Genomic DNA, 26,426 nt, shown 5'->3' on the forward strand with positions numbered 1-26,426 from the left:
GAGGGCCTCGGCGAGCGCTGGCGGCATTAAATGCGACGCAAGTAGGGCGACGAAAATGCGACGTCGCTCAGAGCCCCCTCGCCTTGAGCGCCTTCATCAGCGAGGGGCGCCTGCCGTAGCCTTGGCGGATCTTGGCGATGTGCGACGCGAAATCTGCACTGCGACCGCCCCTTTCATACAGCTTGGCCATCGTTGCCAGCGTCGCAGCAATGCCCGGGTAGAGCCTGGTGTTGGGAAACCGCAGGTCGTTCTCGAGCTGCGGCCAGTACAGATCAGCGGCGGCCACCGGCCGGGCTCCGGCTCCTTGGGTAGCGAGTTCCTTCCATGCCCATCCGGGACCGTAGCGGTCGGCGGCCTCCCAGGCGGCGTCCACGTCTCCCTCGCTCAGGGCGAGCTGGACCAGGACCGCCCCCGAGCCGGGGCCACCAGCGAGTTCTCGCGCCTGGTCGAACGCCCAGGTGCGTTCGGCATCCGCGCGATCGACCGTGGCGGCAAAGTCCAGCAATGACCGAAATGCCTGGACCGTAGGCCGCTTGACGAAATCGTTGCGCAGGACGGCGATCGCGTCGTCGACGCGGCCGAGGTCTCGGTACGTCTCGGCTACGGCCGATGGGCTCAGCCAGTAGTCATTACCGCCGCCGTGACCGCTTACCCGGCCTTCGGCAACCGCCCGATCGATCCAGCTCACTACCTCGTCGTCACGTCCCGCTTCCCGCAAACGGGCAGTGATCGCACCGTACTGCGGGTGCTCGCGTTCGTTCAGCAGCTCAATAGCTCGATCGACGTCGCCGTCGTGATCGGCGAGCTCCAGCAACATGGCGTCGACTTCAAACCGGTGCCAGTGGTCGGCACCTGCGTGCTGGCGGTCCAAGTCCGCGACCGCCGCGCGGTAGATCTTGAGGGCATGGTCGTCGAATACGTCGACGAAATCGGCGAGCACCACCGTCGGCCATCCCGGCGAGGTTGCACGAAACGTCGCCAGCCACTCTGCGAGTTCGGCTGGGTCCGGTGCGCCCAGTCGACATGCCCGTGCGAATAGTTCGGCGGCCCGCGCGCATGCACCGCCGAGCACCCCCGACGAGTCGTCAGCATTTCCGGTGATCGTGCGCAACAGGGTCAGCGCGCACAGCAGGGCAGGCCGCACGATTTCGGCGGACCCTGCGTTCAGGTGAGTCTCGAGTTCGTCGAGTACCTGGCCGGCGGTTTCCGCAGCCGCGTAGGACTCGCGATAGTCGATGAATCCGCGGAATTCCAGGGCGTTTCGCACATAGGCTTCGAATTCGGCCTTCGCGGTCGTGTCGTCACCGGATGCGGCCGTGGCACGAACCTCCAGCATGCGGCGCACTTCGCCGTCGCGGCGGGCGAGGGTCAGGACGAGTTCGCGAAGCTCGTCGACGCCCATCGCCTGCACGGTCGCTTCCAGCGCCGACTCCACCCGAGCGGCGTCGGCGACGGCGCCGCCGTCGATCACGGCGAGTCCGACCGCGACCAGGTGCTTGCAGAAGTGACCATTGCCGGCGTGCGGGCACGTGCAGAAACCATCGGGCTGCGGACCCGACCAATCAAGCTCCACGGCGTAGACCCGCTTGGCCTGGACCGAGGCGTAGGCCGTATCGGCGGTGATCCGAAGTCCTCGGACGTAGCGGACATAGTCTTCGCCTCGCACGTAGCTCCGGTCACCGGCCACCTCGAGCAGCGCCCGCTCCGACAACGGCATACCGACATGGTGCCCGATCGACTCGGCAACGGCTCTAAGGTGGGCGACATGAGCGCGCGCCCACCCCTGCATCTGGTGCCGGAACCGGTATCGCGCCCCGATCTGCGTCGCGCGCGACGGCGTGATGTCGTCGTCTACCGGGTCCGGGTGCACCTCGACGACAGCGATCCGGCGATCTGGCGACGGCTGGACCTGCGCTCGAACCTGACGCTGGACCTGGTCCACCAGGTCCTGCAGGTGGCGTTCGACTGGACCGACTCGCACCTGCATCGCTTCTCACTCGGCGGCGACGCCTTCGACCACCACAGCCAGCTGTTCCTGTGCCCGTACGACGTGGACAACAAGGAGTGGCCCGAAGACGACGACGGCCTGCCCGCCGCCGAGACGCGACTCGACGAAACCCTCAGTGCGCCCGGCGATGTCCTGCACTACCTCTACGATTACGGCGACAACTGGGAGTTGACGCTGTGTCTCGAAGACGTACTTCCCGCCGAGACCAACTGTCCCGCGGCAGTTGTCGTCGACGGTGAGCGAGCCGCGCCGCCGGAAGACTGCGGGCACTTGGTCGACGCCGACAGCCTCGCCGAGGTGCTCCCCGACCCCGCGCTGTTCGAGCCCGAACGGGTCAACAAGGGGTTCGGCGACGCATACTTCGTGCTGCGGGAGGCGGGCATCGACGTCCGCCTGGTCGACCTGGTTCATCAGCTCACGTACACTCCGTATGGCGACGACCTGAGGAAGGCGACGCTCACGCTGGCCGGTGCGCCACCGCTGGACACGATCGCCGTTGCCGACAATATGCGGGCGTATCAGTGGTTTTTGGACCGCGCCAAGGGCGGCGGCATTCCGTTGACGGCCGCCGGATACCTCAAGCCGGCTGACGTCGAGGAAGCCGCCAAAGTCGTTCCCGTAATGGATGATTGGCCTGGCACGCGCAACCGCGAGGTCGATTGCTACCCACTGCTGCGGTTCCGCGAAGGCGTGCAGTCGTTGGGACTGCTGCGCAAGCACAAGGGCACGCTGTTGCTGACGAAGGCCGGCGTGGCGGCCCAGCGTGATCCCGACAGACTATGGGAGCATCTGGCCGATCGGTTGATTCCCAAGTCCGACCCGAAGTTCGAGGAGCAGGCCACCCTGCTGATGCTGGCCTTTGCGGCGGCTTCGGCCGGTTCCAGACTGCCGTTCGACAAAGTGGTGGCGCTGCTGGCCGAACTCGGCTGGCGCTACTCCGACGGCCGGTCTATCTCCGAGTCGCCGCTGCACCACCTTCCCGTCTACCAAGTCCTGATCAACGTGACCAACCAGCCCGTCACCCGGGCGCTACGGGATGTCGTGAGTCCAGCGGCAGCGGCATTGGCGCGCAGGGCGCTGACCCGCGCGTGACGCTCATAGGACTCACGGGCCACCACCCCACTTGACCAGCGGGCCAGCGGGGTCCAGGGTCGGACATATGAGCATCGACGACGACCCCGTCACGACGCTGGACGACCTCAAGACCGATCTCGCGGGCCGGCACAAGTGGACGACGAGCGCCGGCGCCTCGGTGGACCCCGCGCTCGTCGACGCCGACATGGCGGCCCTCGACCGCGACGGCTACCTCATCTGGGAAAACCTGCTCTCCGCCGAGGAATGCCAGCAGATCCGCGACACCGTCGCACCCTCGCTCGGGCCCACCGGACGCAACTCCTTCGAGGGACGAAGCACCCAGCGGATCTACAGCGTGCTGAGCCGCACCCGCGCGTGCGATCCCCTGGTCGATCACCCGCGCGTGCTGGCGGTGCTCGACCGGCTGCTGATGGCCAACTATCTGCTTTCGGCGTTGCAGGCCATCAACATTCAGCCCGGCGAGTCCGCACAGCTGCCGCATCACGACGACGGCTTCTACCCGATCCCGCGGCCGCGGGAGCCGCTGGCCGCCGCGACGATCTGGGCCATCGACGACTTCACCGCCGACAACGGCGCCACCGTCCTCTATCCCGGCAGCCACCGCTGGGGCCGGCGCCCGCCGGGCCCCGACGACCCCGTGCTGCCTGTCGTCATGCCCGCCGGATCGTGCGTCTTCTTCGTCGGCACCCTGTGGCACGGCGGCGGCGCGAACACCACCGGGCGCGCGCGCCTGGCCGTCACCGCCCAGTACTGCCAACCGTGGCTGCGCCCGATGGAGGCGTTCACGCTGTCGATCCCGCGCGACGTCGCCCGCACCGTCTCCGACGACATCAAACGCATGCTCGGCTACAGCATCCACCCGCCGTTCGTCGGCGCCGTCGACGGCCTGCACCCGCTGCGGTTGTTGGACGAGCCCGTGCGATAGGCTTTGCGAACCGGAGGTCACCCGGAAGAGACTGCGGCACAACGCCTCCACCGACAACGTGCTCGGGCAGCACGAAAAATCGAGGCTAAGGTGGCGGGGACATCCCGCGTACGCGCGTCATCGCCGACTGACAAAGGCCACCTCACATGACCGCCACCAACACCGACAACACCCACGCGTGCACGAACACCGCGGCGCTGATCACCTTGCCGATTCGGCTGGTCATCGGATGGACATATTTTTCGGCGTTCTGGCGGCGAGTGGCCCTGGCCGACAAACTTGACCGCGACCTCCCCGGCTACATCGGCGAAAAGTTCAACCACTTCTTGCCCAACTCACTCGGGATCAAGCCGATCATCGAGCATCTGCTGACCCACCCCGACCAGCTGCGGGTAGCCATGACGGTGTTCACCATGGTGGAAGGCCTTGTGGGGGCCTGCATCATGGTGGGGCTGTTTACCCGCATTATGAGCGCGGCTGTCCTGGGCCTGGCGTTCGGGATCCTGATCAGCGCGGGATGGCTGGGCACTACCTGCTTGGACGAATGGCAGATCGGAATCTTGGGCGTCGCGGGCGGATTCACACTGCTTTTCAGCGGCGGCGGACGCTATTCGCTCGATTACCTGCTGGCCCGACGCCCTACTCGGCTCACACACACCGCGTGGTTCAACTGGGCGGCCTCCGGGCCGGTGACGCTGAAAGCGCCCGTGGTGCTCACCGTGGCGGCCGCGGCTTTGGCGCTCACACTATTCACCAACCAGTACTTTCATGGCGGTGTCTACGGCCCGCTGCACAACAAGTCGGTCGCCCCGCGCCTCGAAGTCTCGGACGCTCGAATCGCCGATGACACACTGCAATTCGAGGTGTACCGCACCGAGGGCGCCGACGTGTACGGGTCGTTTTTGATCGGTGTCGCCGTCATCGACGACGCGACCGGCGCCAAAGCCCTCGACGTGCACGCGGACCGACTCAGTGCGCTGCCCAAGCAGGCCATCACCAACCGCTACGTCGCCAAGGTGAAGTCCGGCGCGCACAGCCTCGTCGTGCCCCTGGGCGCCAGGGCTCGGGTGGCGATCGCGACCGGCGCCGCACGGTTCGACAGCGGCCACCACTACGCGTTGGTGCTGACTGACGTCAGCGGGGCCACCTGGACGACCCCGGTCGAGATCGCCGGCTGATGATGCTGTTGGTCGAACTGGAGTCTCCCCAGCCTTAGACCCGGATGATCGTCACGTTGGGGGCGCCCTCCAGGGCGGCGAAGTCGTCATCCTGCGTGACGACCGGCAGTCCTCTCGATGCCGCGATGGCAGCGATCCACAGATCGTTGATCCGTACCCTCCGGCCGCTCTCGGCTAGATAGATCCGCAGCCGCGCCCACGTTCGGGCCGCTTCATCGTTGACCGGCAATGTCTCGATATCCGCGACGGCATCCAGTGTGGCGAGACGTTGCGCCCGCACGTCGGAGGTCTTCGCGGCCAGCACGCCGGCGTGAAGTTCGGCGAGCGTGACGACGGTGGTGGCGACCTCGTCAGGGATCAGCGTCTCGTTCAGTGGCCGGCTGGTTTCGCTCGCGATGAACACCGAGGTGTCAAGCACCCCGGCCGTCGTCGCAGTCACCGGAGCGGCCCGAGATCGTCAGTGGTGTCGCCTGCTAGCGCCGCGAGGTCCTGACGCAGCCCCGGATCGGCTTGAGCGCGGCGCAATCGCGATAGAAATTCCGCTTTGCTCAGCCAACGCCTGCGTGGAACCCCAACCGCGGAAAGAACCGCAACAGGGCGGCCATTGACAGTGACGGTGACGTCCTCCCCGTCCCGCACGCGTCGCAGCACACCAGCCGTATCGTTGCGCAGCTCACGGGACGCCACTTCAGACATGCTACGATCGTAGCACAACTGTAGGCGTCCAAATCATGATGCTGATTCTTGTTCGGCTGCAACGAATTTCGCTGTGGCCGACTGACCAGCCGAGAAGGTGAGGCCTTCGATGAGCAACTTGACGGCCCGGTTCGCCGAGATCGTCGGCGACCAGAACCTGCTCACGGGCGACGCGATCCCGGACGACTACGCCCACGACGAGGAACTCACGCAGCCACCACAGAAACCGGCGTACGTCGCCAAACCGGCCACCGCGGAAGAGGTTTCGCAGCTACTGAAAGCCGCAACCGAACACAACGTCCCCGTGACCGCCCGCGGCTCCGGCACCGGCCTGTCGGGCGCGGCCATCCCCCGCGAGGACGGGCTGGTCATCTCCTTTGAGCGGATGAACGCCGTCCTGGACGTCGACACCACCAACCAGGTCGCCGTCGTCCAACCCGGCGTGACGCTCACCGCCCTCGACGCCGCCACCGCCGACACCGGCCTGCGCTACATGGTCCACCCCGGCGAGCTGTCCTCCAGCGTCGGCGGCAACGTCGGCACCAACGCCGGCGGGATGCGCGCGGTCAAGTACGGCATCGCCCGCCACAACGTGCTCGGACTGCAGGCGGTGTTGCCGACGGGCGAGATCATCCGCACCGGCGGCAAGATCGCCAAGGTGTCCACCGGCTACGACCTCACCCAGCTCATCGTCGGCTCCGAGGGCACCCTGGCCCTGGCCACCGAGGTCATCGTCAAGCTGCACCCGCGCCTCGACCACGCCGCCACCGTGCTCGCCCCGTTCGCCGACTTCGACCAGGTGATGGAGGCGGTACCCAAGGTCCTGGCCAGCGGCCTGGGGCCCTACATCCTGGAATACATCGACAACATGACGATGGCCGCGCTCATTCACACCCAGAACCTCGAGCTCGGCATCCCCGATGCGATTCGCGACAGCTGCCAGGCGTATCTCGTTGTGGCCCTGGAGAACCGGACTTCGACCCGAATGGACGAGGACGTCGAACGCGCCGGTGAGCTGCTGGCCGCGCTCGGAGCCGTCGATGCCTATGTGCTGGAAGGCGTTTCGGCGCGCAAGCTGATCGAGGCGCGCGAGAAGGCGTTCTGGACGGCCAAGGCGATCGGTGCCGACGACATCGTCGACACCGTCGTACCGCGCTCGGCGATGCCGAAGTTCCTTGCCGGCGCGCGGGGTCTGGCTTTGGAGGCGGGCGGGGCCGCGGCGGGCTGCGGACACGCCGGCGACGGCAACGTGCACCTGGCCATCATCTGCACGGACCCCGTGCAGCGCAAGCAGCTGATGACCGACATCTACGCGCTGGCAATGGAATTGGGCGGTGCGATCTCCGGCGAGCATGGGCTCGGTCGCGCCAAGACACCGTACTATTTGCGGCTCGAAGACCCGGCGAAGGTGGCGCTTTTGCGCCGCATCAAGCAGAGCTTCGACCCGGCGGGGATTTTGAACCCGGACGTTCTGTTTGCCGCGCGAGATTAACCGGAATCGCGGTCGGCTCGAACGTACTCAGCGGCATCTTGAAAGGAAATCCGGCCACCACGGCGCTTCGCGACACGCTCGAGCACCTCGTCGACAGTGGGGCGGTTCTCGTCGGGGCGCTCCTCGGGAATCTCTTTGCTTCCCATGGCGGACATCATGTCATCTGGGCTCGATCGGCTCAATCGCTGCCAAACCCCATGCGTCACAAGACATCAGACATATGCTAATGCCCGCCTCAGAGCGACAACCCGAGGCCACCTCGGCACTTGTCGCTATGAGGCGGGCAAACATAGTGCCGGCTTTTCCAGAGACGCATGAGGCGGATGTGACACAACGCCGCCCTACATCCCGAAGTGCGCACCACGCACCAGAGCGACGGCCTCCACCGCCCCGCTCACCTCAACCCCGGCCACCGCCTGCCGCCCAAACAAATACAACAGCAGCTCCCCCGGCGAGCCGCTGAGCACAGCCGAAGGCGCGCCACCGCGCACCACGACGCGCGAGCCGCCCCACGAGACCTCGAGGCCGCAACCTAGCCGCCGCGAAAGGTACCGACCCCCGCGGCACACGTTTCGCCACAACGCCGCGTCCATCTGAGACCCGAGTTCACGAGGCCCGAGCCCGTTGGCCCGGCGCACGTCCTCGTGGTGGATGAAGAACTCGTTGAGGTTGGCCAACGAGCGCACCCATCCGAGGCGGAAGAACCCAAAAGGCGGCCCGCCCCGCACCCGCGCGACAAGCGACGAAAACTCCCGACGCCGCGCCAACGACACCCGCCGCCGCTCGGCGAACCGCCCGAAGGGACCGGGCAACACCAGACACGGGCCGGCGACGGCGTCGTGTTCGCGCAGCACGAGATGCGCGACGAGATCGTGCGTGGTCCAGCCGTCGAGCAGGGTGGGAGCCGACGGGCCCAGGCCCAGTAACAGCTCACACAGCTCCCGACGCTCCCGCGCATCCAGCGGAACCTCAGCCATACCCGGCAGGCTCCGAAACATATGAAATGCCAATGTGTTTAGCCGTCAACCACAGGCCCAACGGAATACTCCTTCCCGGCGGAAACCCAGACCTCGAAATGCTTGAGTGCGCTGGCAATGCGTTGGACCATTAATACACACCCGACACAGGAGGCACTCATGTCTTTCCTCACCGCACACCCTGAAGCGTTGCTCTATGCGGTCGGCCAGCTGCAAACTCTCGGCTCCGCGATGGCCGCCGAGAGCGCGGCCGCCGCGACGCCCACCACGGGCGTGGTCCCCGCGGCCGCCGATGAGGTATCAGCGCTGCAAGCAACGATTTTCACGGCGTACGGCACGCTGTACCAGTCCGTCAACGCCCAGGCCGCGGCGATTCACGACCTGTTCGTGAACACCCTGGGCGCCAGCGCCGGCTCCTACGCGGCCACCGAGTCCGCCAACTCCGCCGCGACCGCTTCGCCCCTGTCACAAGGGGTGTCGAATCTCGTCGGTGCGGCCACCAACGCGGCCGCAGCCGATCCGCCGCCCGGCAGCGCGTTGGCCAATATCCTCGACGTCGGGTTTGGGAACTGGGGTTCGGCCTCGTCGGACATGGCCGCGCTGTTCGGCGGCGCCATCCTTCCCGCTGTCAACGAGACCGGCGTGCCCGTCGGCGACGTAGCCGGCTTGGAGGGAGCAGCCCTCGCGGGCGCCACCACAGGGCCCACCGGCTTCGGCACCGTCCCGGTGATGCCGGCGCTGGGCCAGGCGGCCTCGGTCGGCGGGTTGTCGGTGCCACCCAGTTGGGCGGCCGGGCCGGCCGCGGCGGCAAGCCCCGTGACAACCGCGGGCTGGACCGCCCCGGCCGCCCACAGTGCGCCGGCGACAGCCGTGCCCGCAGGGGTGCCCGCGATGGCCACCGCCGGGAAGTCCGGCGGCCTGGGTGCGCCGCGGTACGGCGTCCGGCCCACCGTGATGGGGCGCCCGCCGGGCGTCTAACGCGCAATTCGTTTGCAGGGACAGGGATTTACTCATAGGAGGGACACAGAAATGGACTTCGGAGCGTTACCCCCAGAGATCAACTCCGCACGCATGTACGCCGGTCCGGGTGCGGCACCGATGATGGCCGCCGCCACGGCATGGAACAGCCTGGCCGCCGAACTGAGTTCCACGGCGGCCGGCTACCAATCGGTGATCACCGAGCTCACCGGCGAGCAATGGCACGGCCCGGCGTCGGCATCGATGGCCGCCGCCGTCCAGCCCTACGTGACATGGATGAACCTCACCGCCGGGCACGCCCAGCACGCGGCCGCGCAGGCGACGGCGTCGGCGGCCGCGTTCGAAGCCGCCTTCGCGGCGACGATTCCGCCGCCGCTCGTCGCGGCCAACAGGGCCCAGCTGGCCGCGCTGGTCGCGACGAACGTCCTGGGCATCAACACCCCGGCGATCATGGCCACCGAGGCCCACTACGCGGAGATGTGGGCCCAGGACGCCGCCGCCATGTACGGTTACGCCGCCGCCTCGGCCGGCGCCGGGGTGCTGAGCCCATTGATCCCGCCCGCGCCGACCGCCAACCCCGCGGGGCTGGCCGGCCAGGCCGCCGCGGTCGCCAACGCCGGTGCCACAACCGGCACGCAGGCGGGCCTGATGCAGACCATCTCGAGCCTGCCCAATGCGGTTGCCGCACTGGCGACCCCGGCCGCCGCGGTACCCGCTCAGGCCACGCCCGTCCTGGGCCTGCCGATCGTGTCGAACACCATTAACGGGGCAGTGAACACGGCAGCGTGGTGGATGATGAACATCATCGCCAACGGGGCACTCCTGGGCCACGCCATGACTAGTGCCCCGGCAACCGTCGCCGCAGCCGGCGGCGCGGGCGGATTGGGGATAGCGGGTCCGATCGGCGCTCCCGGCTTCAGCGCGGCGCCGATGCTGGCGGGATTGGGCCAGGCGTCAACGGTCGGCGGTTTGTCGGTGCCGAGCAGTTGGTCTGCGGCCGCCCCGGCGACAAGCTCCACGGTGCTGGCCGGCTCGAGTTGGGCCGCCGCCCCGGAGGAAGCGGCCCAGATGACGGCGGTGCCGACCGGCATGCCGGCGATGGCCACGGCCGGGACGTCCAACGGCTTCGGCGGTCCGCGGTACGGATTCAAACCGACCGTGATGCCCAAATCGGTTCTCGTGTAACGGATCCGGCTGCGTCACTGACGCCGCAGTTGTATCTGGTTGGTTTGGGTGTATCCCGGCGGACGGCCGCAAGCCGCCTGCGCGTAAACCTGTTGATCCGTGCCCGCAAGGGTATTCGGGTCCCACGTCAGGTGCGCGTTGATGGCGTAGGAGACCCTGACGCCGTCCGCGCAGCGCACGTTGTCGAACATGTCCAGCACCCACTGACCGTCGACCAGCTGCGCCCGGCTGGTTCCCACCCCCGCCTTGATGTCGAGGCATCCCTCACCACAGGGGTTGACATTCCAATTGGTGACGAAAGCTTGGCCGGCCGGGTTGGTCTCGGTGAGGACGTAATCGCCCATCATCCCCGGAGCGGCCGACGCGGTCCCCCCGGCCGCCACGGCAACCCCGGCGACCACGGTCGCGACCACGGAGACCCGCTTTTTGCTCCCCATCCTTCGACTGTAGAGACAGCTCGGGCAAAATTGGGCGGATGCAGAAGGCTCGACTCATCCACCAGGCCCGCCAGGCAGCGTCGCTTCTCGTCACGGCCATCACCGCCGCGTCCACCGTCAACGCCTACCGACCGCTGGCCCGCAAAAGCTACCCGTCGCTGTTCTCGTGGATGTTCGGCCTCGTGGTCACCGAGCTGCCCCTGCAAACGCTGGCCAGCCAGCTCACCGGACTGGCGCTGACGACTCGCCGCCTCACCCGGCCGGTCAAAGCCCTAGCCTGGCTCACCGCGGCCGTCTCCGCGCTGGGCCTGCTGAACTTCAACCGCGCCGGCCACCAGGCCAACGTGCCGCTCACCAAGGCCCTCGACAAAGACCTGGGCCCCGCCCGGCGCACCGACTCCGAGGGCCTGTGGCGCCGGCCCCAAGGCCCCGGCACCGCCAAGGCCCCCGGACTTCTGCGCATGCTGCGCATCTACAACGACTACGCCCACGACTCCGACATCAGCTACGGCCCCTTCGGCGGCGCCAACCACCTCGACATCTGGCGGCGCCCCGACCTCGACCCCCACGGCAAGGCGCCGGTGCTCTTCCAGATCCCCGGCGGCGCCTGGACCACGGGAAACAAACGCGGACAAGCACATCCGCTGATGAGCCACCTCGCCGAACTCGGCTGGGTGTGCGTGGCGATCAACTACCGGCACAGCCCGCGCAACACCTGGCCCGACCACATCGTCGACGTCAAGCGCGCCCTGGCCTGGGTCAAGCAGCACATCGCCGACTACGGCGGCGACCCCGAGTTCATCGCCATCACCGGCGGCTCGGCCGGCGGCCACCTATCGTCGCTCGCGGCGCTCACCCCCAACGAGCCGCAGTTCCAGCCCGGATTCGAGGACGCCGACACCCGGGTGCAGGCGGCCATCCCCTTCTACGGCATCTACGACTTCACCCAGTTCGACGACACGCTGCACGCGATGATGCCCGGGCTGCTGATCAAGTCGATCATCAAGCAGAAGCCGGCGACGCACCTGCAGACGTACACCGCCGCGTCACCGATCCACCATGTAAACCCCGACGCCCCACCGTTTTTCGTGTTGCACGGGACCAACGACTCACTGGCCTTCGTCGAACAGGCGCGCGCCTTCACCACCGAACTGCGCAACGTCAGCAACAACCCCGTCGTCTACGCCGAATTGCCCTACACCCAGCACGCTTTCGACATCTTCGGCTCGGCCCGCGCCGCGCACACGGCCGTCGCCGTCGAGCACTTCCTGGCCGAGGTATACACCGCAAAACTCAAGGCCAACGTCGCCTGAAACTACTCCACCGTCACGTTCGCCGTGTAGGTGCACGTGGGCTTGGCGTCCTTGCCCACGATGCTGGCGTAGGCGGTTGAGATCGTCGTCGTCCCGGGCTTCAGCGCCGTGAACGTCCACATCTCCATGCCCGGGGCGCCCAGCGCGTCGGAAGTCGGTTGGACGAACTCGTGGCCGGTTTGCTTCAGGACCGCCGGGTCGCCGATCGTCGTGTCGATCGTCCACCGGTACGGCGTGCTGTAGTTCGAGCCCAACTTCACCGTCAGCGTGTTGCCGACCCCCAGCGTCACGCTCTGCGCGATCGGGCTCTGCTTCAGCACCTCGCTCATGGGCACCTCGAGCGTCTGGCTCGTCGGCGGGTTCCTCGACCCGAAGTGGCAGCCCACGACCATCGACGCCACGAGCACGGCGACGGCCAGCAGCGGCCTGGTCTTCACGAAAGCCCCCTTCGGTTTCGTCTCCGAACCCTAATATCTTGCGCTGACTCTGCGCTGAGGGTGCGCCCCACTCGCACTTTCGCGCCCTGGGCGCAGAGTCAACGTCAAGCGGCGGCCTCGGCGGGCGCCGCTGCGGCGCAAGCCAACCCGATCCGGCAGGATTGACCCGTGTTTGGCCTCGTCCTGATCGTCGCGCTGGTGTCCACCGTCATTGTGGGGACGGTCATCGGCCGCCGCTATCGCGTGGGTCCTCCGGTGCTGCTCATCGTGCTCGGCGCGCTGCTGGGCCTGATCCCCCACTTCGGCCACGTGCACGTCGACGGCGAGGTCGTGCTGCTGCTGTTCCTGCCCGCAATCCTGTACTGGGAGGGCCTGAACACCAGCTTCCGCGAGATCCGAGCCAACGCGCGCATCATCGTGTTCCTCAGCGTCGTCCTGGTCATCGCGACCGCCGCGGCGGTGTCGTGGACGGCGCGGGCGCTGGGCATGGACCCGCACGCGGCGGGCGTGCTGGGCGCGGTGCTGTCCCCCACCGACGCCGCCGCCGTGGCCGGCCTCGCCAAAAAACTGCCGCGACGCTCGCTGACCGTGCTCAAGGCCGAGAGCCTCATCAACGACGGCACTGCGCTGGTCCTGTTCGCGCTCAGCGTCCAGGTCGCGATCGGCGGGGCGGCGATCAGCCCACCGCAGATCGCCGGCCGGTTCGCCCTCTCGTACGTCGGCGGCATCACCGCCGGGCTGGTCGTCGGCCTCCTGGCCACCCTGGTGCGCAAACGCCTCGACGCGCCGCAGGAGGAAGGCGCGCTCAGCCTGCTGACCCCGTTCGCGGCGTTCCTGTTGGCCGAGGCCGTGCATTGCAGCGGCGTGGTCGCGGTCATGGTCTCGGCGCTGGTGCTCGCCTACGCCGGGCCGGTGGTGATCCGCGCCCCGTCGCGCCTGGCCGCCTTCGGCTTCTGGGACATCGCGACGTTCCTCATCAACGGCTCGCTGTGGGTGTTCGTCGGCGTCCAGATCCCCGGCGCGATACACGGCATCGCCAACGTCGGCGGCGGACTGCGCCACGCCGCCTACCTCGCGCTGGCCATCACCGGCGTCGTGATCGCGTCGCGCATCGTGTGGGGCGAAGCCACCACCGTGCTGATTCGCCTGCTCGACCGCCGCGCGGTGCAGCGCGAGCGCCGCGTCAGCCTGCGCCAGCGTTTCGTCACCGCCTGGGCGGGATTCCGCGGCGCCGTGTCGCTGGCCGCGGCGCTGGCCGTGCCCGCGACGACGCTCAGCGGCGCGCCGTTCCCCGACCGCAACCTGCTGATCTTCATCGTCGTCGTCGTCATCCTGGTGACCGTGCTGGTGCAGGGCACCACGCTGCCGGCCGTGGTCCGCTGGGCCCGGATGCCCGACGACACCAGCCACGCCGAGGAGCTGCAGCTGGCCCGCACCCGCGGCTCGCAGGCGGCCCTGGAGGCGCTACCGGCGGTGGCCGACGAGGTCGGCGTCGGCGACGACCTGCGCCGGCGGTTGCAAAAGGAATACGAGGAGAAGGCGGCGCTGGTGCTGGCCACCGAGGACGCGTCGACGCAGGCCCGTCTGTTCAAGGGCAGGGAGAAGGTGCGGCGGGTGCGGCTGGGCGTGCTCGATCGCAAGCGCCGCGAGATCACCGCCCTGCGCAACCAGAACCTGATCGACGACATCGTGCTGCGCGAGCTGCAAACTGAGATGGACCTCGAGGAAGTGCAGCTGCTCAACGCCGCCGACGACGAGACCTGAACCTGCCCGCCAGGCAATATTACCCACCGTGCATTTTTCACGTACGGTGGTGCCCATGACGGGGCTGCGCGAACGCAAGAAGGCCGACACCCGGCGCGCGCTCAGCGACGCCGCGCTGAGCCTGGCCTTCGAGCGGGGGCTGGAAAACGTGACGCGCGACGAGATCGCCAACCTGGCCGGCGTCTCGCTGCGCACCTTCAACAACTACTTCGCCGGCAAGTACGAGGCGGTCGCCTACCGGCAGACCGAACGCATGCGCCGCAGCGTCGCCGCCTTGCGGCAACGCCCGGCCGACGAGCCGCTGTGGACGTCGATCAGCCACGTCGTGGTCGAAACCCTCGAGGCCGATTTCGGCGACGTCTACGGCGCGGAGAATCGGGTGCCGACGCGCCAGGAGCTCGTCGAGGTCCGCAAGCTGCTGATGAATCCGCTGGTTCGAAACGCGTTGCCGCAGCGGGTGTTCGACGAGTGGCTCGAAGTGATCGCCGAGCGCACCGGCACCGACCCCGATCGCGACCTGTACCCGCGGCTGGTCGTCGCGGTGGTGCGCGCCGTCGGCGACGCGGCGGCCGACGCCTACGGGAACGCGGACCCGCCGGTGGCGATCACCGACCTGATCCGCGACGGCTTCGCCGCCGTGAGCGCGGGCCTTCCGGAACCGACATCCAAGGCGGTGCGCCATGGCTGACGAACACGCCGACATCGTCATCGCCGGCGCCGGACCCAACGGGCTGATGCTGGCCTGCGAGCTCGCCCTGGCCGGGATCCGGCCCGTCGTGCTCGACGCCCTGCCCGGCCCCAGCTCCGAGCCCAAGGCCAACGGCCTTGTCGGGCAGGTGGTTCGGATGTTGGACATGCGCGGCCTGTACCGGGAGTTCACCGGCGACATCAATCCGCCCCGGCCCGCGGGCGGCTGGATATTCGCGGCGATGACGCTCAACTTCGCGGGGATGCCCGACAACCCGATGTACGCGATGCCCATGCAGCAACCCCGCCTGGTGCGGCTGCTGGAGAAGCGCGCCCGCGACCTCGGGGTCGACCTGCGCTGGGGCCACGAACTCGTCGACCTTTGGCAGGATCCGGAATCCGTTGCGGTGACGGTGCGTTCGCCCGAGCGCGAATACGTCATTGAAGCCGGCCATTTGGTGGGTGCCGACGGCGGGCGCAGCCTGGTCCGCAAGACCGTGGGCATCGACTTCCCCGGCACCACCTCCGATTTCGTGGGCCGGCTCGCCCACGTACACATCCCCGACGAGCTGCGCCGCACCGACGGCGGCATCGACATCCCGGGATTCGGCCGGATCGGGTTCGGCCACAATCGCTTCGATGGCGGCGGGGTGATATTCGCCGAGTTCGAGGCGGGCCGGCCGCTGTTCGGCACCTTCGAGTTCGGCCCGCCGGTCGAGGACGTCCCGATGAGCCTGGGCGAGCTGCGCGACAGCGCGCGCCGCGTGCTCGGCGTTGACGTCCCCCTCGAGGAGCCCAAAGGCCCTGGGCCACATGCCCTGCGCCGGATCAACGGGCAGAACACCCGCCACGCGGCGCACTACCGCGCCCAACGGGTGCTGCTGCTCGGCGACGCCGCCCACGTGCACAGCGCCATCGGCGGGCCCGGCCTGAACCTGGGCCTGCAGGACGCGATGAACCTCGGCTGGAAGCTCGCCGCCCACCTCGACGGCTGGGCACCGCCCAGATTGCTCGACACCTACGAATCCGAGCGCCACCCCGTGGGCGAGCGCGTCATGATGCACTCGCAGGCCCAGATCGCGCTGATGTCACCGGGACCCGAAGTCGCCGCGCTGCGAATACTTTTGGGCGAGCTGTTCGCCATTCCCGACGCCGCGCAGCACATGGCGCGGCTGCTGGCCGGCAACGACGTGCGCTACGACGTCGGCGACGACCACCCGGTGTCCGGGTGGCCGGTACCCGAGCTGACCCTCGACGACGGCCGCCGCGTCGCCGAGCTGCTGCACGACGCCCGCTTCGTGCTGCTCGACCTCGATGGTGGGTTCGGCGCCGCGGCGCGCGGATGGGCCGACCGGGTCGACATCGTCACCGCGACCGCCGCCGACCGACCCGCCGCGGCCCTGCTCATCCGGCCCGACGGGTACGTCGCCTGGGCGGCCGGTGCCGAGGCGGGCCTGCGAGCGGCGCTGCACCGCTGGGCCGGGCCCGAGGCGGGCCCGTAAGTCCCCTACTTGCCGGCCGGCTTGGCCCCACTGTGCTTGCCCGGGCAGTAGTCCGCGGTGGCCGCGCCGATGAAGGTCTCGGCCTGCGCCTGCGACAGGTGGCCCGCCCCGGTCAGCTGGTCGACCTCGTCTTTCTGGCTGTAGCCCGCCTCGAGGTCCTGACACATCACGCGCGCCATGTTCACCGCCTGGGCGGAACCGAGGCTGATGCCGTGCGCGGTCAGGTAGTTGGTGAAGTCCTGGTCGGTCTGGTCGGCGTGCGCGGTCCCGGTAGGCACCACCATCACGGCCAGCAGCGTGCCGAATGCGTACGCGGAGATCTTCTTTTTCATGCCCCCATCACTTCCGATGTTCGACTGGATCGATCGTTGCGCGGTAGCGCACCGGTGGTCAACGGCCCCTCCTCCGCGGGGCCTGCCGAAACCCAAAGTTCAATCCGCAGTTCATGTTTTAATTCTCATCGAGTTTAAATCGGGTGCGCGGCGTGGCTCGCCCGGGCAACATGAAGTTCACCTTCATTTTCGATCGCGTTTACGCCCAGGGGGTGCGCAGTTGGGGGCACGGGAGCGGGTGCTGATCACGGTCACCGAGTTGGCCGCCCTCATCGATGCCGGCCGCCCGCCGGCGATCCTCGACGTGCGCTGGCGCCTCGACGAGCCCGACGGCTGGGCGGCCCACCTGACGGGCCACCTGCCGGGCGCGGTGTACGTCTCGCTCGAGGACGACCTCAGCGACCACGGCGTCGCCGGCCGCGGCCGCCATCCGCTGCCGTCCGGCCCCAGCCTCCAGGCCGCCGCACGGCGCTGGGGCATCCGGCAGGGCGACGCGATCGTCGTCTAGGACGACTGGAACCGGGCCGGCTCGGCGCGCGCCTGGTGGGTGCTCACCGCGGCCGGGCTGCCGGACGTGCGCATCCTCGACGGCGGCCTGCCCGCCTGGCGCGCGACCGGCCGCGCCCTCGAGACCGGCCCCGTCGACCCACCGCCGGGCGACGTGAGCGTGCCCCACGACGACCTGTACGCCGGGGCCCTGCCCACGCTGACCGCCGAGCAGGTCGGCGGCGTCGCGCTGCTCGACGCGCGCGCACCCGAGCGATTCCGCGGTGACGTCGAACCCCTCGACCCCGTCGCCGGCCACATCCCCGGCGCCGCAAACCTTCCCAGCGGCGCGGTGCTGTCGGGCGACGGCACGTTTGCCGGCAACGACACGCTCGGGCAGCTAGTGCCCGACGGTGCCGTGGGTGTCTATTGCGGCTCGGGCGTCACCGCGGCCATCACGATCGCCGCGCTGGCCGCCGCGGGCCGCGAGGCCGCGCTGTACCCGGGGTCGTGGTCGGAGTGGTGTTCGGATCCGGCCCGTCCGGTCGCCCGCGGCCCGAACTGACCTGCGCCCCAAGCCCATTCAGGCACCGGCCCAGCTACGCAGGAATGCCACGGTCACCCGGGCGGCGTTGGCGGCCGCGACCCGCTTGTAACGGAAGAACTGGAACGGGAAGCCCGGCAGGTGCAGCGGGTCGCCGGCGCCGTCCGAGATGCCGCGGATCCCCAGGAATGGGGTCGCGTGCGCGTCGGCGACGGCCTGCACCGCGGTGGTTTCGTTGTCGGTCGCGTCGAAGGCCGGGTCCCCCGTCAAGGCGATGTTGGCGTTGGAAAGCAACGAGTGGCGCAGCCACGGCCCCACGTCCCGGAAGAAGTTGCCGGTGTAGAAGAGCGAGCGGTCCGGCGCGCGGCGGGGCTGGCACCCGAACACGTCGCCGCCGTTCGGGATGCACGGGAACGCCCGGCCGTTGTGGTTGTCCGCGCTGCACCCGTCGCCGCCGACCACCAGCCGCGTGCGGCGCTTCGGGTCGACCGTAAGCTCCCGGGCCGCGGCCAGCATCCCGGGATCGACTGGGCGGAAGGTCGCGCCGCCGTCGGAGGTCCATCGGGCCGGTACGGCGACGTCGGCGATGTTGAGGCCCGCCCCGCCGCCCGCGACACCCGAGAACACCACGGCCCCAATCGAAAACGGCGAGGAGAACGCGGTCCGGGCCGTCTCGGTCGCGTTGACCAGGCCGATGCCGGTCATCGCCACGATCACCTTCGCGCCGCCGATCGAGCCGAGGTAGAAGTGCCGGCGGTCGGCCACCACCACCGGATCGGGGTCGAGCGCGGTGTGCGAGAGCACCGCGTCCGCCTCGGCCGGGAACGCGGACAGCACCAGCGTGCGCCGCTGACGGGCTGGCATGAGATCAGATTTTCGCCTATCGCTAGTGTCGACGCGTGCACAGGCTCGACGGCAAGGTCGCGATCATCACCGGGGCGAGCACCGGCCTCGGGCCGGTGATGGGCAAGCTGTTCGTCGCCGAGGGCGCCCGGGTGCTGCTGGCCGCGAGGCGCGAAGAGCTGGTCCGCGAGGCCGCGGCAGCGGCGGGGCCCGGCGCCATCGCGATGCGCGCCGACGTCACCGACGAGGACGACGTGGCTGCCATGGTGGCACGGGCGGTCGACGAATTCGGTCACGTCGACATCCTGTGCAACAACGCCGCCGCGCCCGGGCGGGACCGCTGGATCTGGGAACAGACGCTGGACAACTGGAACTCCACCCTCGCCATCGACGTCACGGCGGCGATGCTGTGCACCCGCGAGGTGCTCAACCAGTCGATGCTGCAACGCCGGCAAGGGGTGATCCTGAACTTCTCCTCGACCGTCGGCTACACCGGGATGGTCCGCAAGACCCACTACGTCACCGCCAAGGCGTCGCTGCGGGCGTTCACCAAAGCCGTTGCGCTAGAGGTCGGCCCGCACGGCATCCGGTGCAACTGCATCGTGCCGGGCGTCATCGACACCGACCTGTGGCGCAACTGGATGCAACGCACCGCCGACGAGCAGGGCGTCGACGTCGCCGCCGTGCGCGAACGCACGCTCAAAGCCGTGCCCTTGCAGGACGTTTCGTCACCGGACGACGTCGCCAACCTGGCGCTGTTCCTGGCCGGCGACGAGAGCCGCACCATCACCGGCCAATCGATACCCGTCGACGCCGGCGGGTACATGCAGGGCTGAGCGCGTGAACCGAGTCAAGGCAGGCTTTTTCAGCCTCACCGCCCCCACCCCGCTCGGGGGCGACGACGGCTACCTGCGCTGGCACCTGCTGGACCACATGCCCGAGCAATACCAGCTGCCCGGCATCGTGCACGGGCCGCGCTGGATCGCCGACGGCGACTATCCCGATCACCGCCTGGCGGCCGACGGGCCGCTGGGGCAGGTCGGCAACGCGGTGCACTACCTGGTCGGCGACCCCGTCGAGCAAACCTTCGACGACTTCGTCGCGCTCGGCCGCACGCTGCGCGAGAACGGCCGCTTCCCCGTCACCCGGCCGTCGCTGCAGGTGGCCGGGCTGCGCCTGCTACAGTGCCACGCCGCGCCGCACGCGCTGGTGTCCGCGGAGCCGCAGCCCTGGCTCCGCTCATCGAGGAGCGGTGGCGCTCGGGCGCGGTGCGGCCCGCGTTCGCCGGGCCGTTGCCCAGCATGGTCAGCTGGGAGGCATGGCGCTGACACCCGGGCTCTATAGTCCTCGTGGTGCTCTGGCAAGGGGGCAGAGGGGGAACGTGATGGCCTATTCATGCCGGCGGCGGGTTTTTCGCGCCGCCGCCGGGCTCGGCGTGCTCGTGTGCGGGGCCGGTCTGCCGGCCTGCTCCGGCCACAGCGCTCAGGCGCCGTCCGCCACGAGTTCGAGCGCGCCCCCGCCGGCCACGACCGTGATGGCGGGCGGCGACAAGCACACCATCACGACCAAGGTCGACTGCCAGCGCTCGGCCGCGCAGGCCGACGCGAACCCGCCCGAGTCGGGAACCCTGACCACCCGCATCACCGTGCGCGACGACTCGGCCTCGGTGTCACTGACGCTGTCGGACGAACAGCCGCCCACCGTCGACGGCTTCGGCTTCTCGCTCAAGGCGGCATCCGGGCAGTATCACGTGCCCTTTCAAATTCCGCAGTCCGCGACACAGGTCCACGCCGCCAAGGACGGCAACAGTTACACGGTGACCGGGACGGGTGACGGCGTGTCACCGAATCAGGGCGACGTGCACCCGGTGACGTTCGGGATTCACGTGACCTGTCCGTGAGACCCGCTGCGGCACTTGCTATGTGACGTCCGATGCAAAGCCAGCGCCCACCGCGACCACGACGGCCTGCAGCAGCCTCGCGAACTGCCCGGCGTCGCCGATCGTGCGGTCCCCGGCGGCCAGCCGCGCGAACACGCCCGCGATGAACGTCGTGACGGCCGTGGTCTGCGCGTCGAGCAGCGCGGGGTCGTCGGTGTCGGGCTGCAGGTGGGCGACGGCCTCGCGGGCCATCGCGTTGATCCGCGCGACGAACCCCTGTGACGTCTCGGCGAGGCCGGGGTCCCGCGCGGCGCCCAGGAGCAGTTCGTGGCGCGCCCGGTTCAGCATCAGCCCGGGCCCGTCGGCCTGCATCATGGTCAGCTCCGCCAGGTGCGCGAACGGCGACTGCGGGTCGAGCGGCCGGTCGATCACCGACTTCAGGTTGGCGATGTCGATCTCGGCGACGCGCTTGCCGACACCGCGCAGCAGCGCCTCGCGGGTGCGGTAGTAGTACGACGTGGTGCCGTCGGGGACGTCCGCGTCGCGGTCGACCCGCCCGTGGGTCAGCCCGCGAGACCCGTGCTCGGCCAGCACCCGGATCGCCGCGTCACACAGCGCCCGGCGGCGTTCGTCGCCGTCGCGTTTGCGTGGTGTGCTGCCGGCCATCAGCGCAGGACGGTCCCGCCGTCGATGTTGATGACCTGCCCGTTGATCCAGAAGCCTTCCTCCGACAGCAAAAACGCGACCAGCGACGCGATGTCGGTGGGCTCCCCCACCCGGGTCCCGCGTATCCGTTTCAGCGCACCGGCTTCCAGGTCCGGCCACTGCGGCACCGACCGAATCGCCTCGGTCGCGGTGAACCCCGGCGCGACCGCGTTGCACCGGATGTTCTCCTTGCCCCACCGGGACGCGACATGCCGGGTGAGCGCGCCGATTCCGGCCTTCGCGGTGGCATAGGCAGGCCGCGCGGGCTCGCCCTGGAACGCGGCGGCCGAGGACATGTTGACGATCGCCCCGCCGCCGCGGCCCAGCATCGACGGGATCGCGTACTTCATCGCCGCCACATACCCACGCAGGCTCACCGCCATCACGCGATCCCACACGTCGAAAGCGATGTCGACCACGTCGGTGTCCGACCGGATCGTGCTCATGTCGGCGCCGACGTTGAACAGCAGGTCGACGCCGCCGTAGCCGTCGGCGGCGGCGCGCATCAGGTCGGCGACCGACCCGGGATCCGCCAGGTCGAAGGCGACGTGGGTCGCCGTCCCGCCCGCCGCGGTGATGCGCTCGGCGGTCTGGCGCGCCGCCTCGGCGGCGATGTCGCCGACGACCACCCGGCAGCCCTCCTCGCCGAGCCGCGCGGCCGTCGCCGCGCCGATGCCCGTCGCGCCGCCGACCACGACCGCGACCTTGTCCGTCAAACCCCGCAACGTCATGGTTGTTGACTTTACCTCTAGAACTGTAGAGGATCGCCAGTCATGGCCGGAATTCATCGGGAGCGCCCGGGCGCCGAGGATCTCGCGGCGGCGTCCGACACCCCCGCGCTGCCGCTGGGCGACGACGTCTGGATGTCGCCGGGCGTCTCCAACGCGTACGCGGTCGGCACCGGCGACGGGAGGGTCATCGTCAACAGCGGGCTGGTGTTCGAAGGCCCGTTGCACCGCAAGGCATTTGCCGACGTGCCCGGGCCGACGCGCGCCATCGTCGTCACCCAGGGCCACGCCGATCACTGGGGCGGGGTGCACTCGCTGCGCGACGACGACACCGAAGTGATCATGCACCGCAACTACCGGTACTGGCGCGACGACAACCAACGCCTGATGGGCTATCGCGTGCCCAAAACGTCGTTCGCGTTCCAGAAGTTCTCCGACGCCATGCTCGAGCACTTCGAGACCCTCGACCCCGCCACCATCGACTTCTCCTTCCCCGAGCCGACCACCACGTTCGACCAGCGGCACGAGCTGACGATCGGCGGGCGCACCTTCGAGCTGGCGTGGACGCCCGGCGGCGAGACCACCGACGCGCTGGTGGTGTGGCTGCCCGAGGACCGGATCCTGTTCAGCGGCAACCTGTTCGGCCCGCTGTTCGGGCACGTGCCGAACCTGATGACCATTCGCGGCGACCGCTATCGCGACCCCGTGCTCTACATCGAGTCGCTGAACACCGTGCTGGAATACGGGCCGCGCCGGCTGATCACCGGCCACTTCGACCCCATCGAGGGCGCCGACCGCATCGCCGAGGAGGTCACCGCCATGCGCGACGCCATGCAGGCCGTGCACGAGCGCACCCTCGAGCTGATGAACTCCGGTGCCGACCTGCACACCGCCATGCGCGAGGTCGCGGTGCCCGAACACCTCGACATCGGCGAGGGCTACGGCAAGACCTCGTGGAACGTGCGCGCGATCTGGGAGATGTACACCGGCTGGTTCCGGCACCGCTCCACGACCGAGCTCTACGGGGTGGCACCGGATTCCGTCGCCGCCGACGTGGTCGAGGCCGCCGGCCCCGACGCGCTCGTCGATGCCGCGCGCACCCACGCCGCCGCCGGGCGGGCGGTGCAGGCGATACACCTGACCGACCTGATCCTGGCCGCGCGGCCCGGCCATGCCGCGGCGCGCGCGGTCGCCGCCGACGCCCACGAGGCGCTGCTCGGCGACACCGAAAACTTTTGGGAAAAGGCCTGGCTCACCAGGAACATCGACGAATTGAGGGCGCGCGAATGAACACCGTCAGCTTCGACTTCACCGGCGCCAACGTGCTGGTGACCGGCGGCACCAGCGGCATCGGCAACGCGATCGCCGCCGAGTTCGCCAAGGCCGGCGCCGCGGTCACGGTGACCGGCACCCGCGTGGCGGCCGCGGACTACACCGACACAGACCTGGCCGCGTTCACCTATCAGCAGTGTCAGATCCAGGAGCCCGACTCCGTCGACGCCCTGGTGGAATCCCTGGGCGCACTGGACATCCTGGTCAACAACGCCGGCGGGCCCTATCCCGCGGGCGACGAATACGACCCGGACGGCTACGTCGCGTCGGTGGCCCAGAACATGTTCGGCCCGATGCGGCTGACCATGCGCTGCCACGAGCGCCTGAAGGCGAGCGAGGCGCCCGGCGGGGCCAGCGTCGTCAGCGTCGTGTCGATGTCGGCCTTCCGGTCGGCGGTGTTCGTGCCCGGCTACGCCTCGTCGAAGATGGGCCTGCTCGCGCTGACGATGAACCTCTCGCGCCGCTGGGCCGACGACGGGATCCGGGTCAACGCGATCGCGCCCGGGCTGATCGACACCCGAATGACGCACCCCGCCATGGGGATTCCCGAGGTGATGGACGTCGAGATCGGCTTCCACACCCCACTCGGCCGGCCCGGGACACCCCAGGACTGCGCGGGCGCGACGCTGTTCCTGTGTACCGACGCCGCCTCGTACATCACCGGCAGCACCATCGCCGTCGACGGCGGATACCTGACGGTCTAAACCATGGACTCGATCAGCACCCCCGACGACGTCTTCAAGCTGGCCGCGCAGCGCACCGGGCTCAGCGAGGTCGACTCCGATTCGTGGCGCGAGGGCCTGCAGCTCATCCTCGACGACGTCAACGACTCGCCGGCGTTCACGCCGTTCGGCCGCGAACGCATCCTCACCGACGCCACCGACGCGCTGGGCCGCCGGCTGCAGGTGCACGCCTACATCCAGGCCCACCCCGAGGTCCTCGACGCACCCGTCGAGCGGCCCCTGTTCGTGCTCGGCATGCCCCGCACCGGCACCACGGTCATCAGCTACCTGCTCGACCAGGACCCGGGCCGCCGCTCGCTTTTGCACTGGCAGTGCGTCGACCCGATCCCGCCGGCCCCCACCGAGACGCTGCGCACCGACCCGCGGTGCCTGGCCCTGCTCGAGGAGCAGCGCAAGATCCTCGACATGGTCACGCAGGCGAAAGTCGCGCTGCCGCACTGGGAAGACGCCGACGGCCCCACCGAGGACATGTTCATCCACAACCAGGACTTCAAGGGCCTGTCCTGGGACTCGTTCCTGTCGACCCCGCGATATGCCGAGTGGCTGTTCCACGAGACCGACATGACCAGCACCTACGAGTACCAGAAGCGCTACCTGCAGGTGCTGCAGTCCACCGCGCCGGGCGCGTGGAGCCTGAAGATGCCGTCGCATTCGGTGCACATCGACGCGCTGCTCAAGGTCTTCCCCGACGCCCGGCTGGTGTGGGCGCATCGCGACCCCTACAAGGCGACCGGCTCGCTGTGCAACCTGTGGAAGCTGCCCAAGGGGATGGTGCTGCACCCCGACGCCGTCGATCCGAATGCCCTGGGCCGCAACGCCATGGCGCAGATGCGATACCACGTCGAGCGGCCGCTGCGGGCGCGCGACCGCATCGGCGACGACCGCTTCTTCCACATGTACTACCACGAGATGATGCGCGACCCGATGGACGTGATGCGTCGCATCTACGAATGGGCCGACCAGCCGCTGACCGCGGAAACCGAAGCGCGCATGCGGGATTGGCTCGCCGGGCATCCGCAGGACCGGTTCGCCCTCAACGCGTACAGCCTCGACCAGTACGGGCTGACCGTGCAACAGCTCGAGCCGATCTTCGCCGAATACCTCGATACCTTCGACATCGAACTGGAAGGAACGCCATGAAGGCGGCAATGGTGACGGGCCCGGGCAAGACCGACGTCGTCGAGGCCGACCGCCCGCGGGTCGGCCCGCGCGACGTCCTCGTCGCGATGCGCGCCTGCGGCATCTGCGGGTCCGACGCGTTCTACATCACGATCGGCGGGGTCCCGCCGCGCCAGGGGCACATGCCGCTCGGCCACGAGCCCGCCGGGGAGGTCGTCGAGGTCGGCGACGACGTCACCGGCATCACCGTCGGCGATCACGTCGTCGTCAACCCCATGACCGCCCCCAGCGGCATCATCGGCAACGGCGGCGCCACCGGCGGGCTCGCCGAGTACCTGCTGATCGAGAACGCCGTGCGCGGAACGAGCTTGGAGGTCATCCCCGACCACATCCCGTGGGAAGTCGCCGCGCTCAACGAGCCGATGGCCGTCGGCCGCCACGGGGTCAACCGCTGCAGTCCCAAACCGTCGGACAAGGTCGTCGTGTTCGGCGCCGGCCCGGTCGGCCTCGGCGCGGTGCTGGCCTTCAAATCCCTTGGCGTCAGCCACGTCGTGGTCGCCGACCTGGTGCAGGCGCGGCTGTCGAAGGCGCTGCTGATCGGCGCCGACGCCGTCGTCAACGCCGCCGACGAGGACGTCGTGAAGCGCCTCATCGAATTGCACGGCGAGGGCGAAAGCATGTTTCCCGGCAAGGCGGGCACCGACATCTACCTCGACGCCGCGGGCGCGTCCGCCGTCGTCAACACCGCGCTGGCCGCCGCGAAGAAGGGGGCCACGCTGGGCATCGTCGGTGTCCACAAGGAGCCGGTGCCCGTCGAGCTGGTCAACGTGATGAGCAACGAGATCAACATCGTCGGCTGCATGGGCTACCCCGACGAGATCTTCGAGGTCACCGCGGATCTGGTGGAGAACTGGGAGCGCTACGCGCTGATCGTCAGCCACACCGTCCCGTTCGAGAACCTCGACGCCGCACTCGAATTGGCGAGCACGCCCGGCGCCGCCGACAAGGTCGTCGTCACGTTTCCCTGACGCGCGTCTATGC

Annotated in this window: 27 protein-coding genes and 2 pseudogenes; 18 read left to right on the plus strand and 11 right to left on the minus strand. The window is 69.1% G+C overall.

Annotated features, from left to right (window positions below; translation table 11 throughout):
- Positions 1-67: 67 nt before the first annotated feature.
- On the minus strand, positions 68-1,717 hold the full coding sequence (locus AC5Y43_RS11495) for an SWIM zinc finger family protein (protein ID WP_499972413.1): 1,650 nt from the start codon (positions 1,715-1,717) through the stop codon (positions 68-70).
- Between the two features lie 48 nt (positions 1,718-1,765).
- Between AC5Y43_RS11495 and AC5Y43_RS11500 the strand changes: the two genes are divergently transcribed.
- From AC5Y43_RS11500 to AC5Y43_RS11510, 3 genes are all read left to right on the plus strand, one after another.
- Positions 1,766-3,100: a plasmid pRiA4b ORF-3 family protein gene (locus AC5Y43_RS11500; protein WP_499972414.1), complete on the plus strand. Its 1,335-nt coding sequence runs from the start codon at positions 1,766-1,768 to the stop codon at positions 3,098-3,100.
- Positions 3,101-3,167: 67 nt separating this feature from the next.
- Entirely contained in the window at positions 3,168-4,028 is an 861-nt protein-coding gene (locus AC5Y43_RS11505) for a phytanoyl-CoA dioxygenase family protein (RefSeq protein ID WP_499972416.1), read from the plus strand.
- Positions 4,029-4,174: 146 nt separating this feature from the next.
- Entirely contained in the window at positions 4,175-5,206 is a 1,032-nt protein-coding gene (locus tag AC5Y43_RS11510; RefSeq protein WP_499972418.1) for a TQO small subunit DoxD, read from the plus strand.
- A 34-nt stretch (positions 5,207-5,240) separates the two neighbouring features.
- On the opposite strand, the gene AC5Y43_RS11515 is transcribed toward AC5Y43_RS11510, so the two are convergent.
- Together AC5Y43_RS11515 and AC5Y43_RS11520 are read right to left on the minus strand one after the other, a co-directional pair.
- Complete coding sequence (locus tag AC5Y43_RS11515) at positions 5,241-5,645, minus strand: type II toxin-antitoxin system VapC family toxin (RefSeq protein ID WP_499972419.1); 405 nt, start codon at positions 5,643-5,645, stop codon at positions 5,241-5,243.
- Positions 5,642-5,902 carry a type II toxin-antitoxin system Phd/YefM family antitoxin gene (locus AC5Y43_RS11520; protein ID WP_499972420.1) on the minus strand — a complete coding sequence of 87 codons (261 nt, stop codon included), beginning with the start codon at positions 5,900-5,902 and terminating at the stop codon, positions 5,642-5,644. The genes AC5Y43_RS11515 and AC5Y43_RS11520 overlap by 4 nt, the downstream gene beginning before the upstream one ends.
- Before the next feature lie 109 nt (positions 5,903-6,011).
- On the opposite strand from AC5Y43_RS11520, the gene AC5Y43_RS11525 reads away from it, so the two are divergent.
- Positions 6,012-7,394, plus strand: a complete 1,383-nt coding sequence (locus AC5Y43_RS11525; protein WP_499972422.1) for an FAD-binding oxidoreductase — start codon at positions 6,012-6,014, stop codon at positions 7,392-7,394.
- Here the strand turns inward: AC5Y43_RS11525 and AC5Y43_RS11530 are convergent.
- Together AC5Y43_RS11530 and AC5Y43_RS11535 are read right to left on the minus strand one after the other, a co-directional pair.
- The gene (locus AC5Y43_RS11530; RefSeq protein WP_499972423.1) at positions 7,391-7,540 is read right to left on the minus strand and encodes a hypothetical protein; all 150 of its coding nucleotides are present in this window, start codon (positions 7,538-7,540) and stop codon (positions 7,391-7,393) included. The two genes, AC5Y43_RS11525 and AC5Y43_RS11530, sit on opposite strands and share 4 nt — an antisense overlap.
- A 195-nt stretch (positions 7,541-7,735) precedes the next feature.
- On the minus strand, positions 7,736-8,371 hold the full coding sequence (locus AC5Y43_RS11535; RefSeq protein WP_499972424.1) for a TIGR03085 family metal-binding protein: 636 nt from the start codon (positions 8,369-8,371) through the stop codon (positions 7,736-7,738).
- 159 nt (positions 8,372-8,530) lie between these two features.
- On the opposite strand from AC5Y43_RS11535, the gene AC5Y43_RS11540 reads away from it, so the two are divergent.
- Both AC5Y43_RS11540 and AC5Y43_RS11545 read left to right on the plus strand, forming a co-directional pair.
- Positions 8,531-9,349 (plus strand): PPE family protein, SVP subgroup, encoded by an 819-nt coding sequence (locus AC5Y43_RS11540; protein WP_499972426.1) that lies wholly within the window; start codon positions 8,531-8,533, stop codon positions 9,347-9,349.
- 51 nt (positions 9,350-9,400) lie between these two features.
- Entirely contained in the window at positions 9,401-10,534 is a 1,134-nt protein-coding gene (locus tag AC5Y43_RS11545) for a PPE family protein (protein WP_499972427.1), read from the plus strand.
- Between the two features lie 14 nt (positions 10,535-10,548).
- On the opposite strand, the gene AC5Y43_RS11550 is transcribed toward AC5Y43_RS11545, so the two are convergent.
- On the minus strand, positions 10,549-10,971 hold the full coding sequence (locus AC5Y43_RS11550) for a hypothetical protein (RefSeq protein ID WP_499972429.1): 423 nt from the start codon (positions 10,969-10,971) through the stop codon (positions 10,549-10,551).
- A gap of 38 nt (positions 10,972-11,009) precedes the next feature.
- Between AC5Y43_RS11550 and AC5Y43_RS11555 the strand changes: the two genes are divergently transcribed.
- Positions 11,010-12,284 carry an alpha/beta hydrolase fold domain-containing protein gene (locus tag AC5Y43_RS11555; protein WP_499972431.1) on the plus strand — a complete coding sequence of 425 codons (1,275 nt, stop codon included), beginning with the start codon at positions 11,010-11,012 and terminating at the stop codon, positions 12,282-12,284.
- 2 nt (positions 12,285-12,286) lie between these two features.
- On the opposite strand, the gene AC5Y43_RS11560 is transcribed toward AC5Y43_RS11555, so the two are convergent.
- Positions 12,287-12,721: a protease inhibitor I42 family protein gene (locus AC5Y43_RS11560; RefSeq protein WP_499972435.1), complete on the minus strand. Its 435-nt coding sequence runs from the start codon at positions 12,719-12,721 to the stop codon at positions 12,287-12,289.
- A 168-nt stretch (positions 12,722-12,889) separates the two neighbouring features.
- Between AC5Y43_RS11560 and AC5Y43_RS11565 the strand changes: the two genes are divergently transcribed.
- Genes AC5Y43_RS11565 through AC5Y43_RS11575 form a run of 3 tightly spaced genes read left to right on the plus strand, consistent with a single transcriptional unit; the run spans position 12,890 to position 16,674 of the window.
- Complete coding sequence (locus AC5Y43_RS11565) at positions 12,890-14,485, plus strand: Na+/H+ antiporter (protein WP_499972437.1); 1,596 nt, start codon at positions 12,890-12,892, stop codon at positions 14,483-14,485.
- 55 nt (positions 14,486-14,540) lie between these two features.
- Positions 14,541-15,173, plus strand: a complete 633-nt coding sequence (locus tag AC5Y43_RS11570; RefSeq protein WP_499972439.1) for a TetR/AcrR family transcriptional regulator — start codon at positions 14,541-14,543, stop codon at positions 15,171-15,173.
- Positions 15,166-16,674: an FAD-dependent monooxygenase gene (locus AC5Y43_RS11575; RefSeq protein ID WP_499972441.1), complete on the plus strand. Its 1,509-nt coding sequence runs from the start codon at positions 15,166-15,168 to the stop codon at positions 16,672-16,674. Before AC5Y43_RS11570 ends, AC5Y43_RS11575 begins: the two co-directional genes overlap by 8 nt.
- A gap of 5 nt (positions 16,675-16,679) precedes the next feature.
- On the opposite strand, the gene AC5Y43_RS11580 is transcribed toward AC5Y43_RS11575, so the two are convergent.
- Entirely contained in the window at positions 16,680-17,006 is a 327-nt protein-coding gene (locus tag AC5Y43_RS11580; protein WP_499972444.1) for a DUF732 domain-containing protein, read from the minus strand.
- A gap of 220 nt (positions 17,007-17,226) precedes the next feature.
- Here AC5Y43_RS11580 and AC5Y43_RS11585 point away from each other — a divergent pair.
- Positions 17,227-18,057 (plus strand): annotated as a pseudogene (locus AC5Y43_RS11585) (sulfurtransferase).
- 18 nt (positions 18,058-18,075) lie between these two features.
- Here AC5Y43_RS11585 and AC5Y43_RS11590 read toward each other — a convergent pair.
- Positions 18,076-18,900 (minus strand): 5'-methylthioadenosine/S-adenosylhomocysteine nucleosidase family protein, encoded by an 825-nt coding sequence (locus tag AC5Y43_RS11590; protein ID WP_499972445.1) that lies wholly within the window; start codon positions 18,898-18,900, stop codon positions 18,076-18,078.
- 35 nt (positions 18,901-18,935) lie between these two features.
- Here AC5Y43_RS11590 and AC5Y43_RS11595 point away from each other — a divergent pair, with 35 nt between their 5' ends.
- The 3 genes and pseudogenes from AC5Y43_RS11595 to AC5Y43_RS11605 all read left to right on the plus strand — a co-directional run bounded on the left by AC5Y43_RS11595 (position 18,936) and on the right by AC5Y43_RS11605 (position 20,779).
- The gene (locus AC5Y43_RS11595; protein WP_499972447.1) at positions 18,936-19,715 is read left to right on the plus strand and encodes an SDR family NAD(P)-dependent oxidoreductase; all 780 of its coding nucleotides are present in this window, start codon (positions 18,936-18,938) and stop codon (positions 19,713-19,715) included.
- Between the two features lie 4 nt (positions 19,716-19,719).
- Positions 19,720-20,207: pseudogene (locus AC5Y43_RS11600) on the plus strand (hypothetical protein).
- 56 nt (positions 20,208-20,263) lie between these two features.
- On the plus strand, positions 20,264-20,779 hold the full coding sequence (locus AC5Y43_RS11605; RefSeq protein ID WP_499972449.1) for a lipoprotein LpqH: 516 nt from the start codon (positions 20,264-20,266) through the stop codon (positions 20,777-20,779).
- Positions 20,780-20,797: 18 nt separating this feature from the next.
- Here AC5Y43_RS11605 and AC5Y43_RS11610 read toward each other — a convergent pair whose 3' ends face one another.
- Positions 20,798-21,424 carry a TetR/AcrR family transcriptional regulator gene (locus tag AC5Y43_RS11610; protein WP_499972450.1) on the minus strand — a complete coding sequence of 209 codons (627 nt, stop codon included), beginning with the start codon at positions 21,422-21,424 and terminating at the stop codon, positions 20,798-20,800.
- Complete coding sequence (locus AC5Y43_RS11615; protein ID WP_499972453.1) at positions 21,424-22,194, minus strand: SDR family NAD(P)-dependent oxidoreductase; 771 nt, start codon at positions 22,192-22,194, stop codon at positions 21,424-21,426. Before AC5Y43_RS11615 ends, AC5Y43_RS11610 begins: the two co-directional genes overlap by 1 nt.
- Before the next feature lie 42 nt (positions 22,195-22,236).
- Here AC5Y43_RS11615 and AC5Y43_RS11620 point away from each other — a divergent pair, with 42 nt between their 5' ends.
- The 4 genes from AC5Y43_RS11620 to AC5Y43_RS11635 are packed head-to-tail and all read left to right on the plus strand — an operon-like array spanning position 22,237 to position 26,413.
- Complete coding sequence (locus tag AC5Y43_RS11620; RefSeq protein ID WP_499972455.1) at positions 22,237-23,481, plus strand: alkyl sulfatase dimerization domain-containing protein; 1,245 nt, start codon at positions 22,237-22,239, stop codon at positions 23,479-23,481.
- Positions 23,478-24,227, plus strand: coding sequence for an SDR family NAD(P)-dependent oxidoreductase (locus tag AC5Y43_RS11625; protein WP_499972457.1), 750 nt, complete (start codon positions 23,478-23,480; stop codon positions 24,225-24,227). Before AC5Y43_RS11620 ends, AC5Y43_RS11625 begins: the two co-directional genes overlap by 4 nt.
- 3 nt (positions 24,228-24,230) lie before the next feature.
- Positions 24,231-25,406, plus strand: coding sequence for a sulfotransferase family protein (locus AC5Y43_RS11630; RefSeq protein ID WP_499972459.1), 1,176 nt, complete (start codon positions 24,231-24,233; stop codon positions 25,404-25,406).
- Complete coding sequence (locus tag AC5Y43_RS11635; protein WP_499972461.1) at positions 25,403-26,413, plus strand: zinc-dependent alcohol dehydrogenase; 1,011 nt, start codon at positions 25,403-25,405, stop codon at positions 26,411-26,413. The genes AC5Y43_RS11630 and AC5Y43_RS11635 overlap by 4 nt, the downstream gene beginning before the upstream one ends.
- Positions 26,414-26,426: the final 13 nt, after the last annotated feature.

This window comes from Mycobacterium sp. NGS57 (assembly GCF_059812405.1).

Excerpts from the sequence above, each read along its gene's own strand:
- AC5Y43_RS11555 (WP_499972431.1), top strand. The coding sequence starts at position 11,010 with ATGCAGAAGGCTCGACTCATCCACCAGGCCCGCCAGGCAGCGTCGCTT.
- AC5Y43_RS11575 (WP_499972441.1), top strand. The coding sequence starts at position 15,166 with ATGGCTGACGAACACGCCGACATCGTCATCGCCGGCGCCGGACCCAAC.
- AC5Y43_RS11570 (WP_499972439.1), top strand. The coding sequence starts at position 14,541 with ATGACGGGGCTGCGCGAACGCAAGAAGGCCGACACCCGGCGCGCGCTC.
- AC5Y43_RS11545 (WP_499972427.1), top strand. The coding sequence starts at position 9,401 with ATGGACTTCGGAGCGTTACCCCCAGAGATCAACTCCGCACGCATGTAC.
- AC5Y43_RS11620 (WP_499972455.1), top strand. The coding sequence starts at position 22,237 with ATGGCCGGAATTCATCGGGAGCGCCCGGGCGCCGAGGATCTCGCGGCG.
- AC5Y43_RS11630 (WP_499972459.1), top strand. The coding sequence starts at position 24,231 with ATGGACTCGATCAGCACCCCCGACGACGTCTTCAAGCTGGCCGCGCAG.
- AC5Y43_RS11505 (WP_499972416.1), top strand. The coding sequence starts at position 3,168 with ATGAGCATCGACGACGACCCCGTCACGACGCTGGACGACCTCAAGACC.
- AC5Y43_RS11520 (WP_499972420.1), bottom strand. The coding sequence starts at position 5,902 with ATGTCTGAAGTGGCGTCCCGTGAGCTGCGCAACGATACGGCTGGTGTG.
- AC5Y43_RS11500 (WP_499972414.1), top strand. The coding sequence starts at position 1,766 with ATGAGCGCGCGCCCACCCCTGCATCTGGTGCCGGAACCGGTATCGCGC.
- AC5Y43_RS11615 (WP_499972453.1), bottom strand. The coding sequence starts at position 22,194 with ATGACGTTGCGGGGTTTGACGGACAAGGTCGCGGTCGTGGTCGGCGGC.
- AC5Y43_RS11510 (WP_499972418.1), top strand. The coding sequence starts at position 4,175 with ATGACCGCCACCAACACCGACAACACCCACGCGTGCACGAACACCGCG.
- AC5Y43_RS11580 (WP_499972444.1), bottom strand. The coding sequence starts at position 17,006 with ATGAAAAAGAAGATCTCCGCGTACGCATTCGGCACGCTGCTGGCCGTG.
- AC5Y43_RS11605 (WP_499972449.1), top strand. The coding sequence starts at position 20,264 with ATGGCCTATTCATGCCGGCGGCGGGTTTTTCGCGCCGCCGCCGGGCTC.
- AC5Y43_RS11540 (WP_499972426.1), top strand. The coding sequence starts at position 8,531 with ATGTCTTTCCTCACCGCACACCCTGAAGCGTTGCTCTATGCGGTCGGC.
- AC5Y43_RS11535 (WP_499972424.1), bottom strand. The coding sequence starts at position 8,371 with ATGGCTGAGGTTCCGCTGGATGCGCGGGAGCGTCGGGAGCTGTGTGAG.
- AC5Y43_RS11635 (WP_499972461.1), top strand. The coding sequence starts at position 25,403 with ATGAAGGCGGCAATGGTGACGGGCCCGGGCAAGACCGACGTCGTCGAG.
- AC5Y43_RS11495 (WP_499972413.1), bottom strand. The coding sequence starts at position 1,717 with ATGCCGTTGTCGGAGCGGGCGCTGCTCGAGGTGGCCGGTGACCGGAGC.
- AC5Y43_RS11590 (WP_499972445.1), bottom strand. The coding sequence starts at position 18,900 with ATGCCAGCCCGTCAGCGGCGCACGCTGGTGCTGTCCGCGTTCCCGGCC.
- AC5Y43_RS11530 (WP_499972423.1), bottom strand. The coding sequence starts at position 7,540 with ATGGGAAGCAAAGAGATTCCCGAGGAGCGCCCCGACGAGAACCGCCCC.
- AC5Y43_RS11525 (WP_499972422.1), top strand. The coding sequence starts at position 6,012 with ATGAGCAACTTGACGGCCCGGTTCGCCGAGATCGTCGGCGACCAGAAC.
- AC5Y43_RS11550 (WP_499972429.1), bottom strand. The coding sequence starts at position 10,971 with ATGGGGAGCAAAAAGCGGGTCTCCGTGGTCGCGACCGTGGTCGCCGGG.
- AC5Y43_RS11610 (WP_499972450.1), bottom strand. The coding sequence starts at position 21,424 with ATGGCCGGCAGCACACCACGCAAACGCGACGGCGACGAACGCCGCCGG.
- AC5Y43_RS11625 (WP_499972457.1), top strand. The coding sequence starts at position 23,478 with ATGAACACCGTCAGCTTCGACTTCACCGGCGCCAACGTGCTGGTGACC.